At 71.3% G+C, this 15632-nt stretch carries 13 protein-coding genes; 11 read left to right on the forward strand and 2 right to left on the reverse strand.

The features are described from left to right. Nucleotides 1-91: 91 nt before the first annotated feature. From NR798_RS43000 to NR798_RS43015, 4 genes are all read left to right on the forward strand, one after another. Nucleotides 92-637 (forward strand): hypothetical protein, encoded by a 546-nt coding sequence (locus tag NR798_RS43000; RefSeq protein ID WP_375768412.1) that lies wholly within the window; start codon nt 92-94, stop codon nt 635-637. Between the two features lie 232 nt (nt 638-869). After that, complete coding sequence (locus NR798_RS43005; protein ID WP_375768413.1) at nt 870-1991, forward strand: LuxR C-terminal-related transcriptional regulator; 1122 nt, start codon at nt 870-872, stop codon at nt 1989-1991. Nucleotides 1992-2041: 50 nt separating this feature from the next. Continuing rightward, nucleotides 2042-3181: a metallophosphoesterase gene (locus NR798_RS43010; RefSeq protein WP_375768414.1), complete on the forward strand. Its 1140-nt coding sequence runs from the start codon at nt 2042-2044 to the stop codon at nt 3179-3181. 5 nt (nt 3182-3186) lie between these two features. Continuing rightward, entirely contained in the window at nt 3187-4557 is a 1371-nt protein-coding gene (locus NR798_RS43015; protein ID WP_375768415.1) for a hypothetical protein, read from the forward strand. Between the two features lie 16 nt (nt 4558-4573). Here the strand turns inward: NR798_RS43015 and NR798_RS43020 are convergent, their stop codons facing one another. Together NR798_RS43020 and NR798_RS43025 are read right to left on the reverse strand one after the other, a co-directional pair. Then, nucleotides 4574-5710: a tetratricopeptide repeat protein gene (locus tag NR798_RS43020; protein ID WP_375768416.1), complete on the reverse strand. Its 1137-nt coding sequence runs from the start codon at nt 5708-5710 to the stop codon at nt 4574-4576. A gap of 15 nt (nt 5711-5725) precedes the next feature. Next, nucleotides 5726-5923, reverse strand: coding sequence for a hypothetical protein (locus NR798_RS43025; RefSeq protein WP_375768417.1), 198 nt, complete (start codon nt 5921-5923; stop codon nt 5726-5728). An 82-nt stretch (nt 5924-6005) separates the two neighbouring features. Here NR798_RS43025 and NR798_RS43030 point away from each other — a divergent pair, with 82 nt between their 5' ends. From NR798_RS43030 to traB, 7 genes are all read left to right on the forward strand, one after another. Next, complete coding sequence (locus tag NR798_RS43030; protein WP_375768418.1) at nt 6006-7370, forward strand: sigma-54-dependent transcriptional regulator; 1365 nt, start codon at nt 6006-6008, stop codon at nt 7368-7370. 3 nt (nt 7371-7373) lie between these two features. Then, nucleotides 7374-8678: a protein kinase gene (locus NR798_RS43035; protein WP_375768419.1), complete on the forward strand. Its 1305-nt coding sequence runs from the start codon at nt 7374-7376 to the stop codon at nt 8676-8678. A 202-nt stretch (nt 8679-8880) separates the two neighbouring features. Next, nucleotides 8881-9090 (forward strand): hypothetical protein, encoded by a 210-nt coding sequence (locus NR798_RS43040; protein WP_375768420.1) that lies wholly within the window; start codon nt 8881-8883, stop codon nt 9088-9090. Nucleotides 9091-9306: 216 nt separating this feature from the next. After that, nucleotides 9307-11049, forward strand: a complete 1743-nt coding sequence (locus NR798_RS43045; RefSeq protein WP_375768421.1) for a GTPase — start codon at nt 9307-9309, stop codon at nt 11047-11049. Nucleotides 11050-11321: 272 nt separating this feature from the next. After that, nucleotides 11322-11684: a helix-turn-helix domain-containing protein gene (locus NR798_RS43050; protein WP_043412376.1), complete on the forward strand. Its 363-nt coding sequence runs from the start codon at nt 11322-11324 to the stop codon at nt 11682-11684. 139 nt (nt 11685-11823) lie between these two features. Continuing rightward, a complete protein-coding gene (traA, locus tag NR798_RS43055) occupies nt 11824-13830 on the forward strand; it encodes an outer membrane exchange protein TraA (protein WP_375768422.1) in 2007 nt (668 codons plus the stop codon). Continuing rightward, nucleotides 13827-15476, forward strand: coding sequence for an outer membrane exchange protein TraB (gene traB / locus NR798_RS43060; protein ID WP_375768423.1), 1650 nt, complete (start codon nt 13827-13829; stop codon nt 15474-15476). The genes traA and traB overlap by 4 nt, the downstream gene beginning before the upstream one ends. Nucleotides 15477-15632 lie beyond the last annotated feature (156 nt).

The following is a 15632-nucleotide window of genomic DNA, read 5'->3' on the forward strand; positions in this document are numbered from 1 at the left end:
CCCACCTGTCTGCCGCACGGGGATGTCGCATCTTCAACGGCAGCACCATCCACGGCGGAGCCTTCCGCCTCCACCCACCGGGAGAGCACGCATGTCCGACTTCATCGATCCCCAGAACCCCAAGCCGAAGACCCGCCGCGAGGTGCTTGAGGATGCCCAGTGCGATCGGGGCCTCATGGGGGGCCGGGAGATCCACACCACCGCCTCCGAGCCCCTGCCCGACATCGAGGAGAGCGGCTACCACGAGGTCCTGGTGCGCGAGACGCCCACCGAGGGCATCGACATCAAGAACCGGGGCCTCGTCATCGGCGCCTTCACCATGACGTTCGTGGGACTCATCACCTTCTGGATGCCGTTCCTCAACGGCATGCTGGGAGGCGTCTTCGGCGGCTTCTTGGCCAAGCGCTGGAAGCGCGCCTTCGTGGCGGCGGCCATCGCCTCGGTGGGGGTGCCGGCGATCATCGCCTTCCTGTACGGCTGGGACACGCCAGACCTGCTCTATTTCATGTATGGCCTTGGCTTCTGGAGGTGGACGGCGCTGCACGTGCTCGGCACGTTCATTGGCATGGCGTCCGGCGTGTACTCGCGGCCCCTGGCGGAGCGGCGGGGCCTGCGGCGCGAAATCACCGTGGAGTAGCTGGCGCGAGCCGCGTGACCCGGCCCCGGTCCCCCGAGAACCGGGCCACGCGGCCCCGCGAACCCGCGAAAGAGCCCGCCCCCCCGCGAGCCTGACCCGGGGCCTTCCATGACTGGGTGTCGCAATTCCATGCGGGAAATCCCGTAGACACACTCACCCCGAGTGCAGGTTTTCCATTTCATGTGCAGGTGTTCCTTGGCATTGCAGCCAACCCGCATATAGTCCCAATAACGTGGAACCATTGGATTCGCAGGATCAGCAATTGTTGGGGGACCTGCGGGAGCGGCTCGATACCGTTGAGCCGGGAGTGGATGTGTTGCCCCAACTGGTGGACGCGCTGCGGGAAGCCCTGCACGCGGAGCGAGGCCTCGCCTATGGCGTGGACATCGGGCCCGAGCGCTACCAGGTGAGCTACCTCCACATCGCCGGCTTCCCCATGACCCCGGAAGCCGCCTACGCGTACCTGGACGGCTTCGTCGGCACCCGGCGCGACTGCTGGGGGTACTTCAATCCCGCATGCCCGCAGCCGTCCCAGCGCAACCGGGAGCTCCAATTCCAGGCGCCCGGGACGAACGCCGCGCCCCTTCCCCCGCCCCAGGACGAGCGGCTCACGCTCTGGAAGACGCTCGGAGTCCACGCGGAGGAGCAGGCGCGGATCCAAGCCCAGGTGCGCGCCAACATCGGCGGCTTCCTCCAGGGCTGTGGTCTGGATGGGATGATGTTCCTGCGCGTGCTCGTCTGCGACGGCCCGGCCCTGCTGGGGTGGGTGGGCGCGATGCGCTCGGAGCCCTTCGAGGCGCGGGAGCTGCAGCTGATGCGGGAGCTCATCCCCTCGCTGCAGCGCAGGCTGGTGCTGGACACGCGCCTGCGCGAGGCGGGGATGCTCCACGCGGCCCTCGAGGCGACGCTGGAGTCGCTCGGCCAGTCGGCGTACGTGGTGACGTCCACCGGCCGCGTGGTCCATGCCAACAGCATGGGGAAGGCCCGGTTGGAGCAGGACGCGGGGCTGGTGGCGGAAGCCCTGAAGCGGCACCTGCGTGGCGAGCCGCCCAGCGGGGAGCTCTCCTTCACCCCGCTGCGCCTCAACGGCGCACCCGCGCACTACCTGGCCATCGTCCAGAGCGAGCCTCCGCAGGCGCTCGCCCGCGTGCACACGCTCAGCTCCGGCTGGGGGCTCACGGCCCGGGAGATGGAGGTGCTCGGACGGCTCGTGCGCGGTGAGTCCAACAAGGCCATCGCCCTGCACCTCGGTTGCGCGGAGCGCACCGTGGAGGTGCACGTCACCCGCATCCTCGCCAAGGCCCAGGTGGAGAGCCGCTCGGCGCTCATCGCCAAGTGCTTCCTGGCCTCCTGAAGGGAGCGGGCAACCGGGCACCGGCTCGCGGGCGAGACTAGGATGGGGGCGTGAGCACTCCCCGCGTCCAGTCCGCCCTCGCCCGCGCCGCCGAGGCCGTCCGCCGTGGTCCCCACTCCACGCCGCCCGATGGGCAGCGCCGCACCCGGCGCCTCGTCATCGGAGACCCGCAGGCGGACCTCACCCGCTTCCTCGCCATCCTCGACCACCATGACCTGCTCGGCCCGGAGGGGTGGCTGCGGCCCGAGGTGCAGCTCATCTCGGTGGGGGACCACTTCGACTGGGGCAAGCCCGCCGAGCGCGAGGAGGCGGCCACGAGCGCGCTACGGCTGGTGGCGTGGATGGCCGCGCACCCGGCGGACCAGGCGGTGCTGCTGCTGGGCAACCACGATCTGGGCCGCGTGGGCGAGCTCGCGGGCTTCACCGACGCGCGCTTCGCCGCCGCCCAGGCGGAGGCCGACGGCATCTACCGGGGGGACGACACCGACGAGGCCCGGGAGCGCGACTTCCTCACCCGCTACCCGGAGCTGCCCAACGTGGAGCTGGCGGCGCGCGACTTCGGCAACTTCCGCGAGGTGCAGCGCGACTGGGTGGCGTACCTGCTGCGCGCTGGACGCTTCCGGGTGGCCCACGCCGCGGCCGAGCATCTGCTCGTGCTGCACGCGGGCGTCACGCGCGAGGACCTGGGCGTGGTGGGGCTGGCCGAATCGCAACAGGCCCACGCGCCCTCGGTGGCGGAAGCGCTGGAGCGGGCGCTCGCCACCGCGGTGGCGCAGTGGAAGCTGGGCCCCTTCTCCCTCCCCGGGCTGCACCACCCCGGCAGCGCCGCGTACGGCGAGGGCCGCGGCATCTTCTACCACCGCCCCAGCCTGCGCCCCGAGGACGCCGCCCACCGCGCCGCCACGCCCCGGCGCCGCTTCGACCCGCACCGGCTTCCGCCCGGCCTCACCCAGGTGGTGGGCCACACGCGTGACAAACGCAGCCGCGAGCTGCTCGCGCTGCCCCGCGAGGGCGCCCGGGACGGCGTGCTGCGCTACCTCGTCACCGACGGCACCACCCTCCATTACAGCCTCGGCACTCCGCCCCCCACCGGCCCCGGCGAGGCGGTGCTCGTCTTCACCGATGGCGGCATGCGCGAGTCGCCGTTGGAGGCGTACGAGCTCTACGAGATCCAGGGAGGACAGGGATGAGGAAGATGACGCGGAGACTCGTGGGGTTGGCGCTCGTGGGCACCCTGGGCCTGGGAGGGTGTGCGGCGCCCCAGCGCACGGCCACCCGGGAGGCGCGAGAAGCGGAGGCCCAACTGGCGGAGCACGCCGAGGGGCAGGGGCAGGAGTCGCCCGAGCAGGAGCAGGCGGAGCGGGACGCCTTCGCGCGGCGAGCCATGGAAGCCCTGCGCGCCTCCGGGGAGAAGAGCCCCATCCACTACGACGCCGGCGGCTTCCTGCTGCGGCTCGGAGACAAGGACGGGAGCACGGTCTTCCTGGCCAACTTCTTCGACGAGTACCGCTCCGGGCCACCGGAACAGCGGGACGAGGTCTTCGCCCGGCTCACCCGCGTGCTGGAGATGCCGGACCTGCCCGCGACGCTCGCCGAGGCCCGGCCGAACGTCTTGCCCGTGGTGCGCAGCCGCACCTTCTTCGAGCAGCTCCCGCTGGTGATGAAGAGCGCCCCGGGCAAGCCGGCGCCCATCGCCTGGAAGCCCCTGGGAGGCATCCTCGGCGTGGGCCTGGCCTTCGACGGGCCGGACACCCTGCGCTACCTGGGGCCCGACGAGCTGGCGCGCTGGGGCGTCTCCTTCGAGCAGGCGCTCGGCATGGCCACGGAGAACCTGCGCTCGCGCAGCACCGAGCCCCTGGAGCAACTCGCGCCCGGCACCTGCAAGGCCCCCTGGGAGGACAGCTACGCGGCCTCGCGCATGCTGCTCGACGAGGTGGTGCGCCGCTGCCCGGTGAAGGGGACGCCGGTGGTGCTCGTGCCCCATCGGGACCTGCTCCTCGTCACCGGCTCCGAGGACGAGGACGGGCAGCGCCAGGTGGCCGCCCAGGCCCTGCGGGCGATGATGGCTCCGCGCGCGGTGGACGGCCGCGCCATGCGCCTGACGCCCAAGGGCTGGGTGCCCTTCATGCCCGAGCGGCTCAGCAACGCCTGGGGGGACTTCCGCAAGCTGGAGCTCTTCACCCGGGCGCGCGACTACGACGAGCAGTCGCAGCAGCTGGAGAAGCACTACGAGGAGAAGGGCGTGGACCTCTTCGTGGCGGCCTACACCCCCTATGAGGACGAGCGCGGGCGCAGCCTCAGCTACGCCGTCTGGCTCAAGGGCGTGGACGCCGTCCTTCCGCGCGCCGAGGTCATCTTCTTCATGGACCCGGCGCTCGGCGCGGAGGCGCCGCCGGTGGGCATCGCCCGGTGGGAGGAGGTGTCGCGGGCGGCCGGACAGCTGCTCGCGCCGGTGGAGGGCCTGTACCCCGAGCGCTACCGGGTGAAGGGCTTCCCCACCGAGGAGCAGCTCGCCCGGTGGAAGAACACCGACCCGGGCGACCTGTTCGACGCGGACGGGCCCTGAGCACGGGCCCGTCCCCTCACTTCGCCTTCGTGTCCGCCAGCTTCTTCTCCAAGGCGGCCACCATGCGCGGCGAGGCCTGCGCCCCGGAGAGCGTCTTCGCGTAGGCGATCGCCTCCTCCAGGGTGCGCACGGCCTCGTCCTTCTCACCCCGGGCGACGTAGAGGTCCGCCCGCTCCGAGAGGACGCGCAGCCGCCGGCTGCCCTGCACCTTCGACAGGGCGCGGGTGCTCGCGGCCAGCGCCTCGTCCAGCCGTCCCAGCCGCCGGTAGAGGTTGGCCAGGCGCGCGGGCGGGTTGTAGTCGTCCGGCAGGTCCTTCTCGCTCTGCTCGATGGCGGGCACCACCCGCATCGGGTCGCCCAGCAGGAGCGCGGCGCCGATGCGATGCGAGTCGAACACCGTGCGCTGCTCGGGCGTCGGGGCCCGGGCCGCCTCGGCCTCGAGGAAGGTGAGCCACTGCTCGGCGAGCGCCTTCGCACCGGCCATGTCCTTGGCCTCCATGCGGGCCTGGACCAGCACGTCGTACACGCCCGAGCGGTCATCCCCGGGCATGGCGATGTCCGGCGAGAGCGCCTCGCGGGCCTTCGTCTCCAGCGACTCCCTCAGCGCCTGGACGTCCGCGGTGCCCGCCGGCACCTCCAGCGCACAGGAGAGCCCGAGCGCCGCCGCGTTCGCCCACGAGGCCGAGTGCGGCAACCTGGGCAGCTCCGCCAGCGCCGTCCGGGCACACGCCTCGTGCCGCTTCGCTCCGTACTGGGCGACGAGGGTGGACTCCAGCGCGCGGCCACGACGGGACCAGTCCGCCGGAGCCTCGGCCAGTGCCTGGGCGAGCACGTCCGCCGCCTCGGCCGCCTTGCCCTCACCATAGAGGGCATCGCCTCGGGCCAGCAGCGCCTCGGGTCCCTGGGCGACGCCACGGTACGCCCGCTCGCCGTCCTCGAAGAGCTTCTCGAGTTGGGCGACGGTGGCACTGCCCGCGAAACGTACGAGGGCCTTCTCCTCCCTCGGGTCGATGATGAAGAGGGTGGGCCAGTTCTCTACCGGGTACTTCTCCTGGAACAGCGCGTTACCGGGAACATCCGTGTTGATCTCGAGCCAGACGAACCGTCCGGCGTGCCGCGCGAGCGCTTCATCCGTGAAGACGAAGGCACGCATCGAGCGGCACGTGTGTCACCACGGGGCCCAGGTATCAACGAAGAGGGGCAATCCCCTCGACTTCGCCTCCGACAGGGCACGCGAGTAGTCATCCTCGATGAACGGCAGGGGGGCCCGGGCATGCGACGCCGCGGGCTCGGACACGGCCGAGGTGCGCGCGGTGGAGCAGGCCAGCAGGCCCACCACGAGCAAGCTGGAGAGGTGCGTTCTCATGAGCCCGGCACCCTACTCCGGGAGCGGGCAGGGGAGAAAGCAAGCCACGTCGGCCCTGTCGGGAGTGGGATATGGTGGCCCGATGAGCGGCCGAGTCCTTCTCATCGACGATGACCCGAGCATGGTGGAGATGCTCCAGAACCGCCTCACCCGGCGCGGCTTCACCGTCACCCCGCTGACCGACCCCAACGCGGCCCTGCCGCTGCTGATGGAGCAGCCCTTCGACGTGGTCCTCACGGACCTGAACATGCAGGGGCTGAGCGGCACCGAGCTGTGCGAGCGCGTGGTGGCCAACCTGCCAGAGTTGCCGGTGGTGGTGGTGACGGCCTTCGGCAGCATGGAGACGGCCGTGGCCGCCATCCGCGCGGGCGCCTACGACTTCATCACCAAGCCGGTGGACATGGAGGCGCTGGCGCTGACGCTCGCCCGCGCCGTGCAGCACCACCACCTCAAGGGCGAGGTGGTGCGTCTGAAGAAGGTCGTCACCGAGTCCCAGCGCCTGGGCGGCCTGCTCGGCTCCAGCCCGCCGATGCGCAAGGTGTATGACCTGCTCGGCCGCGTGGCGGACTCGGACGCCACGGTGCTCATCAATGGCGAGAGCGGCACGGGCAAGGAGCTGGTGGCCCGGGCGCTCCACGAGAAGAGCCGGCGTGGCTCGGGGCCCTTCGTGGCCGTCAACTGCGCGGCCATGCCCGAGGCCCTGCTGGAGAGCGAGCTGTTCGGCCACGCCAAGGGCGCCTTCACCGATGCCAAGGCGGCGCGCTCGGGCCTCTTCGTGCAGGCCAACGGCGGCACGCTCTTCCTCGACGAGGTGGGGGAGATGCCTCTGGGCCTGCAGCCCAAGCTGCTGCGTGCCCTGCAGGAGCGCGTGATGCGTCCGGTGGGCGGGGATCACGAGGTGTCCTTCGACGTGCGCCTGGTGGCCGCCACCAACCGCGACCTGGAGGGCATGGTGGAGGAGAACCGCTTCCGCGAGGACCTCTACTACCGCCTCAACGTGGTGCAGATGGAGCTGCCGCCGCTGCGCTCGCGCGGAGGGGACATCCTCCTGCTGGCCCAGCACTTCATCGAGCACTTCGCCGCCCGCGCGGGCAAGCGGGTGACGGGCCTCAACGAGACCGTGGCCGAGCGGTTGATGAGCTACAGCTGGCCCGGCAACGTGCGCGAGCTGCGCAACTGCATCGAGCGCGCGGTGGCCGTCACCGTCACCGAGCGCCTCACGGTGGAGGACCTGCCGGAGAAGATTCGCGCCTACCGCGCCTCGCACGTGGTGGTGGCCAGCGGAGACCCCTCGGAGCTCACCACGCTGGAAGAGGTCGAGCGCCGCTACATCCTCCGCGTCATGGAGGAGGTGAAGGGCAACAAGTCGCTCGCCGCGCAGATCCTGGGGCTGGACCGCAAGACGCTCTACCGCAAGCTCGATCGCATCAAGGGCTCGGGGGAGTAGCCCATGGCGGGGACGGGGGACGCCTGGGTGGGCCGGGTGGTGGCCGGGCGCTACCAGGTGACGGGGACGCTCGGCCGCGGCGGCATGGGCACGGTGTACGAGGCCGAGCAACTGGGCCTCGAGCGCTACGTGGCCCTCAAGGTGCTGCACCCGCATGTGGCGAAGACGCCCGGCGCCGTTGTCCGCTTCCAGCGCGAGGCGCAGCTCATGGCCCGGCTGAAGCACCCGGGCGCGGTGCACCTGTTCGACCACGGCGCCGACGGGGAGTTCCTCTACCTCGCCATGGAGCGGGTGTTCGGCATCCCGCTGGACGAGGTGCTGGAGACCTACGGCCCGCTGGAGGTGAAGGCCGCGGTGGAGCTCGCCGCGCAGGTGCTGGAGGTCCTGGACGCCGCGCATGGCCTGGGCATGGTGCACCGCGATCTCAAGCCCTCCAACCTGATGCTGGTGGGGGACCTCTCCGCCCCCACGGTGAAGGTGCTCGACTTCGGGCTGGCCGCGCTGGTGCACCCGGAGGAGCAGCAGGCCCGGCTGACCGGGAGTGGCCAGGTACTCGGCACGCCCGCGTACATGTCTCCCGAGCACTGCCGCGGGGAGCTGCCCGACGGCCGCGCGGACCTGTACTCCGTGGGATGTCTGCTGCACGAGCTGCTCGTGGGCCAGCCGCCCTTCGGGGACTCGCCCGCCGTGGAGGTGATGAGCGGCCACCTCTACCGCCCGCCTCCGCCCGTGCGCCAGCTGAGGCCGGAGCGAGGCATTCCCGAGGCGCTGGAGACGCTGGTGCTCGCGTGTCTCTCCAAGGCGAAGGCGCAGCGTCCGGCGAACGCGCGGGAGCTCGCCGCCCGGCTGCGCGAGTCCCTGGCTCCCCCACCCCTGCGCGGCGAGGGCAAGAAGCAGGAGCGCTCGCGGCCTCCGCCCGCCCCTGTTGCCGCCCCCTCGCCCGAGCTCCTCGCGCGGCCCGTGGCCGTCATCGAGCCGGATGGCTCGGCCAATCCCCACGGTGTCGGCACCGCGCTGGCGGTGGCCGGCTACCGGGTGGTGCCCTGCCGCGAGGACGGCTCCCTGGAGGGCATGTTCGCACTGGTGGTGGTGCCCCGGAGCGACGAGGCCCAGGAGGAAGCCCTGGCGCTGGCGAGCACCCTGGCCACCCGGCCCCACGCGCCGCCCGTGCTGCTGTGCGGAAGCGGAGAGGACTTCACGCTGATGTCCCGCGCCGTCGCGAGCGGCGTGTACGACTACGTGCCGCTCCCCCTGGACCCCACGGACCTGGCCCGGAAGGTGGGCCGCGCGCTGCGCTCGCGCCGCTGAGCCCTTCTCCCCTTCTGGCGGAGGGCCCTGTGGCGGATCGCCCCAGTCCCCAAATGCCGCACCCGCCCTCCATGGGCCTCGACTGAGGCGGAACGCCACGGCTTCGCCCAACCTCCGCTGACCTCCTTCCGAGGACGGCGCTGGTGGCACGCGCGTCGCAATACCGCGCCACGGCCCGCTGCAAGGGCCCAGGAGAAGCCCCGTGAAGCCCATCGCCCTGGCCGTGCTCATGTCCCTCGGTTTCGTCCCGAGCGCCCACGCCGCGCCGAAGGACGAGGCGGCCCGGGAGATCCGCCTGCTGCGGGCCCAGTCCGCGCGCCTCCAGAAGCAGCTCGAGCGCGATGTGCGGCACATGGCGAAGACGACGCCGCGGCTGGACGCGGTGGACGCGCCTCGCGCGAAGCAACCCTGACTTCCGGATGGCTTCACCGGAACGCTCGGGGCGCCCCCTTGCTCCGAGTCCAGGTGAAGCAAGTGGGAGCCGGCCTGGGGGAGTTTCCCCCCTCTTCCCCAGGCCGGCGGCCTGCGTGAGGTCTCCTCGGAACGAGGCGCATTCGTCCAGGGCCGACAGACCTGGCACGTCTTCCGTGGGCATCCGGCCCGCCACGTGCTGTCCTCCGGCGCCCGGATGAACGACCTCGCCCACCTGCGCACCGCCCTCGAGTCCGCCCGCGACGCCCTCCCGCCCCCCGAGCGCTTCCCCGAGGCCGCCGACGCGGACACCGCCCGACGCCTGCTGGAGCGGCTGCGGCGCGACCTGCTGCCCCGCCTGGGTGGCGCCGACGCGCCCCTGCTGCTGGTGGCCATCGCCGGGCCCAACAACGTGGGCAAGTCCACCCTCTTCAACGCCCTGGTGGGCACGTCGCTGTCCCCCGCCCGCCCCGAGGGAGGCCTCACCAAGCAGTGCCTCGCCGCCGCGCACCCGGACACCTGGACGGGCTCGCTCAAGGACTTCCTCACCCGCCGCTACGACATCGTCCCGGTGGCCTCGGGCGAGGCCGCGCCAGTGGACCAGGCAGGGCCCGCCGGGCGCCTGTACCTCGCCCTCGCCGAGGCGGTGCCCCGGGGCCTGGTGGTGATGGACACGCCAGACTTCGACAGCGTCTACCGCGACAACCGCGAGCGCGCCGAGGCCCTGCTCGTCACCGTGGACGTGCTCGTCTTCGTCGTCAGCCGTCAGACGTACCAGAACGCCGCGCTGGTGGACTTCCTGCGCGCCGCCGTGGGGCATGGACGCCCCTACCTCCTCGTCTACAACGAGGCCACGCGCGAGGAGGTGGCGCGCGGACACCTGGAGAAGCTGGCCTCGGACGTGGGCCACCCGCCCCTGGCGCGCTATCTCGCCCCGCACCAGCCGGAGGTGGAGGCCGGGGAGAAGCCCCTCGCCACGAACCCGCTGGACGCGGCCCCCGCACTCACCGCGCTGCTGGGCGAGGCCGAGCACGCCCACGCGCTCAAGGCCCGGGCCCTGGCCGCCTCGCTGCGGGACGCGCGCGCGGAGATGGAGCAACTGGCCCGGGCCGCCACCTCCGCCGCCCATGAGCCGGAGCGGCTGCGCCAGCGGCTGCGTCACGAGCTGCTCGGGGTCGGCCGGCACGCGGCCCTCAAGGCGGTGCCCGCGGACGTGCTGGTGGAGGCCTTCCGCGACGAGCTGGATGCGCGCAGTGCCTTCCACCGCTACGTGCGCCTGCCCTTCCGGGGCCTGGCCACCGCCCTCACCTTCGTCTCGCGCCAGGTGCGCCGCTCCTTCACCGGCCCCGAGCCCACTCCCGCCCCGGCGGGCCAGCTCACCGAGGACACGCTGCGCGATGGGGTGCGGCGGATGGTGGAACTCTTCGCCCCCGAGGTGGCCGCCTGGCATGGAGATGCGCGGACGCGCGAGCTGCTCTCCGAGGCCTTCGGCGCCCCCACCCTGGCGCGCCTGGAGGAGCCCCTGGGCCTTGAGGCCATTCAGGCCCACACCGCGGACCGCGAGAGCCTCTACGCCTTCTGCCGGGGCCTGGTGGGCACGGAGCTGCAGGGCGGCCTGCGCGAGGAGGTGCTGCAGACGCTCACCACGCTCGTGTATTCGGTGCCCTCGGGAGCCGCCGCGGTGGTGACGGTGGCCACTGGCGGCTTCGGCCATGACGCCGTCATCTGGGCCGGCACGCTCCTGTCCACGCCCCTGCTGGAGCGCTTCGTGGATGCGCTGGGCTCGGACATCCGCGAGCGCCTCACCCTGAAGTGGGCCGAGGCCCATGGCGCCACCCTCGCCCAGGCCCTGGAGCGGCGCTTCTTCGCCGGCCTTCTCGAGCGGCTCGACACCCAGGTTTCGGACTGGGCGCGCACCGCTTCCACCCTGTCCGAGACGACCTGGCGGATCTCCTCCTGAGCACCCGCCGTGTCAGACCCCTCCGGCATTCTGTGTCCAACCGCGACACGCGGACCACAAGAGGTGGGTGGGAGCACTTCGCACACGGGTTTCCCGAGGGAAGGAAGGGGTTGGGGGGAGGAGAAGAAGGCGGCATGTTCCGGCCTTCGCGGGAAGCAGGGCAGAACAGGGTGACTTCAAAAATAGGGTTGAAGAAGTGACCTTTACAGTCCTGTTCCGACAACCTGATGCGTCGTATTCCGCCTTGCCTACACTGTAGGGTGGGTTCAGGTATGGACAAGAAACTGGCGAAGACGATTGGGGAGGCCGCCCGTACGGCCCGGCTGCGAGCGCAGCTCACCCAGGCGGATGTAGCGGAGATGGTCGACCTGGTGACCGAGGTGTACGGCCGTATCGAGCGCGGCGGCATGGTGCCGAGCGTTCCGACGCTGCTGCGGCTGTGCCGCGCGCTGAGGATTTCCGCCGACGAGCTGTTGGGACTGGCCGGGCCGGATGGTTCGTTGCGGCTCGCCGACCCACCGAGCGAGCAGGGCGAGAAGCCGGAAGTGCGGGCGGTGCTGCGCGTGCTGCGTCAGCTCGACTCCGGGCAGATCAAGCTGTTGGGCCGCCTGGCCGTGGCCCTCAAGAAGGAGTAGGCCGCGCGCGGCTGGAGGCCGCTCGGGAGCCGGGGTAGACTTCCGTCCCCCCCTATACAGTGACCCCGGCCTTAACTTGACCGTAGAAGTAGGTCGGGGGATCCTCCTGGCCCCCGTGTCCGTGCATCCCTTCCGAAGAATGGCCGCCTTGGCGGCGACGCTGCTGGTGACACTGGCCGGCACAGCCCACGCCGAGGTGCTTCCCACGGTGGTCGTCACCGGGGAGCCGGTAGCGGCCTCCCCCGCCCAGCCTGGAACCGGGCTGTGCGTGGCGACGAGAGTCTCGACGGCTCCAGACCTGGACTTCCCGTTGAGCAACTCCGGCTTCGCTGGAGGGGTGAACTCGTTCCTGGAGAGCCCGCCAGACGCAGCGAATCCCAACGTCCGCGCCACGTCGGTGCTCCAGACGCTGTTCGATCTCTCGAACAACAATCCCTCCGATCTGAAGCTGAGCTACGGCGACTACGAGAATGCCGTGCCGGGATGCCCGAGCGGTGGCTGTGATTTCGCCAACGTGGACCGCGCCGCCTCCTTCGGCAGCCGGTTCCGCGGTTACCTGAACATCACCCCGGACATGCTGGGCCTGCCAGTCCACTTCGGCTTCTACTCCGACGACGCGGTGGCGCTCACCCTCTATGACCGGAGCAATCGCGCATACCCGGTCATCAACCGGCCGCCGCGGACCGGGTTCCCAACCTATCGCACGACCAATAGCGTCACCTTCACGAAGGCAGGCCTCTACCCTGTCGAGGTGCTCTACGCTGAGTTCGGTGAGCATGCGGCGTTGGAGCTGGCGCTCCTCGTCGGGACGTTCAGCGACTTCGAGCGGCCAGCGAATGCAGCACCTATCATCAAGCTGCAGGGCGCGGGCTTCGCGCTGGCCAGACCCGCCGCCTTCTACCAGACCGAAAGCGGGCGCCCTTCGTACACGGACCCGGCGCGCTGCGAGCAGTGCAGTCGCCAGTACGCGAACACCGCGGGCAACAACGGCTGCGACCCGGGCTACTACTGCAACGGTGCGGCGCTGTGCGCGCCCTGCGACTCCTCCGTCTTCTGCGGCCCCAGCTGCTCCCCGTGCGGCGCGTCCACCCCGCTGTGCCTCAACCGCAACGGCACCTTCACCTGCGTCCAGTGCTCGGATGACTCGCAGTGCCCCAACGGGCGCTGCGACCCGGACACCAACCAGTGCCGTGGCTGCAAGACCGACGCGCACTGCCCCAAGGGCGAGTTCTGCGGCGCCGACAACGAGTGCCATGAGTGCGTCACGGACGACCACTGCCCGCGTGGACAGTCCTGCGCCGACAACACCTGCCAGCCCTGCGCCACCAACGACAGCTGCGCCGGCACCTCCTGCAACTGCTGCCCTGGCGGCCTCAAGTGCGCCGCGTCCTCCCCTGGCGCCTCGCCCAGCTGCGTGGAGTGCACCAACGACGCGGACTGCTCCGACGGCAAGAAGTGCGACATCGCCAACGGCCGCTGCGTGGAGCAGGTCGCCGAGTGCAACACCTCGGAGCGCTGTGGCTCCCAGTGCACCAAGTGCCCCTCGGACCGGCCCTACTGCATGGACGGCCAGGTGTGCGTCGAGTGCCGCTCGGACCTCGAGTGCGGTGATGGCAAATTCTGCGTCAGTGGCGAGTGCGCCTCGTGCACCACCGACAAGCGCTGCGGTGACCGGTGCGAGTCCTGCCCCGGCGAACAGCCTTTCTGCCTCACGGATGGCACCAGCCGGGGCAGCTCCTGCGTGGGCTGCCGCGACAACGCCGACTGCGGCCCGGGCGGCACCTGCAACCCCACCACGCGCACCTGCTCCTCCTCCACCTGCGCGGTGAGCTGCGGCGAGGGCACGGTGTGCTATGGCGATGCCTGCGTCCAGTGCTTCGCCGACGCCCACTGCCCCTGTGGCGGTACCTGCGACACCGCGCTCAACACCTGCACCACCTCCTGCGTGGACAGCAACGACTGCCTCGGCGTCCAGCACTGCTCGGCCAACACCCAGCAGTGTGAGCGCGGCCGGCGCATGCCCGGCACCGAGCCCCAGGGTGGCGGCTTCTGCTGTGGCACCACCGCGGACAGTACCCCCGGCGGCCTCGCCCTCCTGGTCCTCCTGGCCGCCTTCCTCGCCCTCCGCTCGCGAGGCTCCGCGTGAAGCGCTCCGCCTGCCTCTCCCTCGGACTCGCCCTGGGGCTCGTCGCCTCCGGGCCCGCCTCCGCCCAGGACGCCCGCTTCGACGTGCAGGCCTTCCGCCCCGTCGGCGCGCCCCGGGACCTGGTCATCGTCGGCCAGTCCCGCCCCATGGGCGACTACGACCCATCCCGCCCCCTGGCGCTGGACAAGAGCATCGCCGTCTCCGGCGGCGCCTTCTTCAACCTCGCGTTGGATCCGCTGACCCTCGTCGCCGCGGGCACCCACTCCAAGGCCGTGAGCGTCGTGGGCAACCGCCTCCAGCTCGATGCCATGGCCTCGGTGGGACTCTTCGGCTGGGCCGAGCTCGGCGTGGACATGCCCCTGGTGCTCGCCCAGGCCGGAGACAACCTGGAGGCCATCGGCACCGAGGGCTTCATCCAGTCCTTCACGCCTGGAGACCTGCGCCTCACCGGCAAGGTGGCCGTCCCGTATCTGCGCCGCACCAAGCCCGAGGACGCGGGGTTTGGTGCCGCGCTCACCTTCGGCATGGGCCTGCCCACCGGTCTCCAGGAGGCCTTCGCCGGTGACGGTGCAGTCACTGGCAACCTCGGGCTGATCCTCGACTACCGCTTCGAATCGGGCGCCCTGCTGGCCCTCAACACCGGCCTGTGGCTGCGCCCGGACTACGAGTTCGCCGGCGTGCAGTGGGGCAGCTCCGGCACCTTCGGGATCGGCGCCGAGCTGCCCCTCATCCGCGGCTGGGGCATCAACGCCGTGGGCATGCTCTCTGGCAGCACGCCCCTGAAGAAGCTTCCGGAGGACCCTCGGCAGATTCCCGCCGAGCTGCTCGTCGGCTTGCGCTGGTACAACACCGCGCTCGGACTCCACGTCACCGTGGGCGGTGGCGGCGGCTGCGGCTGCTCGCTGACGGCGCCCACCATGCGCCTGTTCACCTCCATCCTCTGGGCTCCCGGCCCCGAGACGGCGGCGATCAAGCGCTACATCGACCCTCCGCAGCCTCCTCCTCCACCCCCGCCGCCCGTGGACCCCGATGGCGACTCCGTCATTGGCGAGGGAGACCGGTGCCCGGCCTCCGCCGGCCCCGTGGAGAACGGTGGCTGCCCCGACACGGACCAGGACGGCGATGGCGTGGTGGACCGGCTCGACCGCTGCGTCGCCCACGTGGCCGGCCCGCGGGGCCGCGAGGGCTGCCCGCTCGCGCGCATCGACGGGAACAAGATTATCATCCTCGACCAGGTGCACTTCGCCACGGACCAGGACGTCATCCTCCCCGAGTCCTTCCCCATCCTCGAGGAGGTGGCCGAGGAGCTGCTCAAGCACCTGGAAATCCAGCGCGTGCTCGTCGAGGCCCACACGGACGCACGGGCCTCGGACGTCTACAACTACGACCTGTCGCGCCGCCGCGCCTCCAGCGTGATGAACTTCCTGCTCGACAGCGGCATCGCCGTGGAGCGCCTGTGCTCGGCGGGCTTCGGCCGCAGCCGCCCGCTGGCCGCCAACGACTCCGAGTCGAACATGGCCCTCAACCGCCGGGTCGAGTTCACCATCCTACCGCCCACCGAGGGTGCGCTGATGCCGCCCTGCCCGCTGGATCCCGCCGCCGAGCAGGTGCTGCCCCCCGTCAAGTCGACGAAGAGCAAGCGGTAGCGTGTGTTGCGCAGGCGCCCTCTCCCAATGGGAGAGGGCGGGGGCGTGAGGGTCGTCGCCTTGGGAGCGGCATGCCACTCACGCAGCCGCGGCCGCACGGGCCAGCGGGGGAAGACCCTCACCCTGACCCTCTCCCAGAGGGAGAGGGGAGGCAGC

Source organism: Archangium gephyra, assembly GCF_042230915.1.
Classification (GTDB): Bacteria; Myxococcota; Myxococcia; order Myxococcales; family Myxococcaceae; genus Archangium; species Archangium gephyra_B.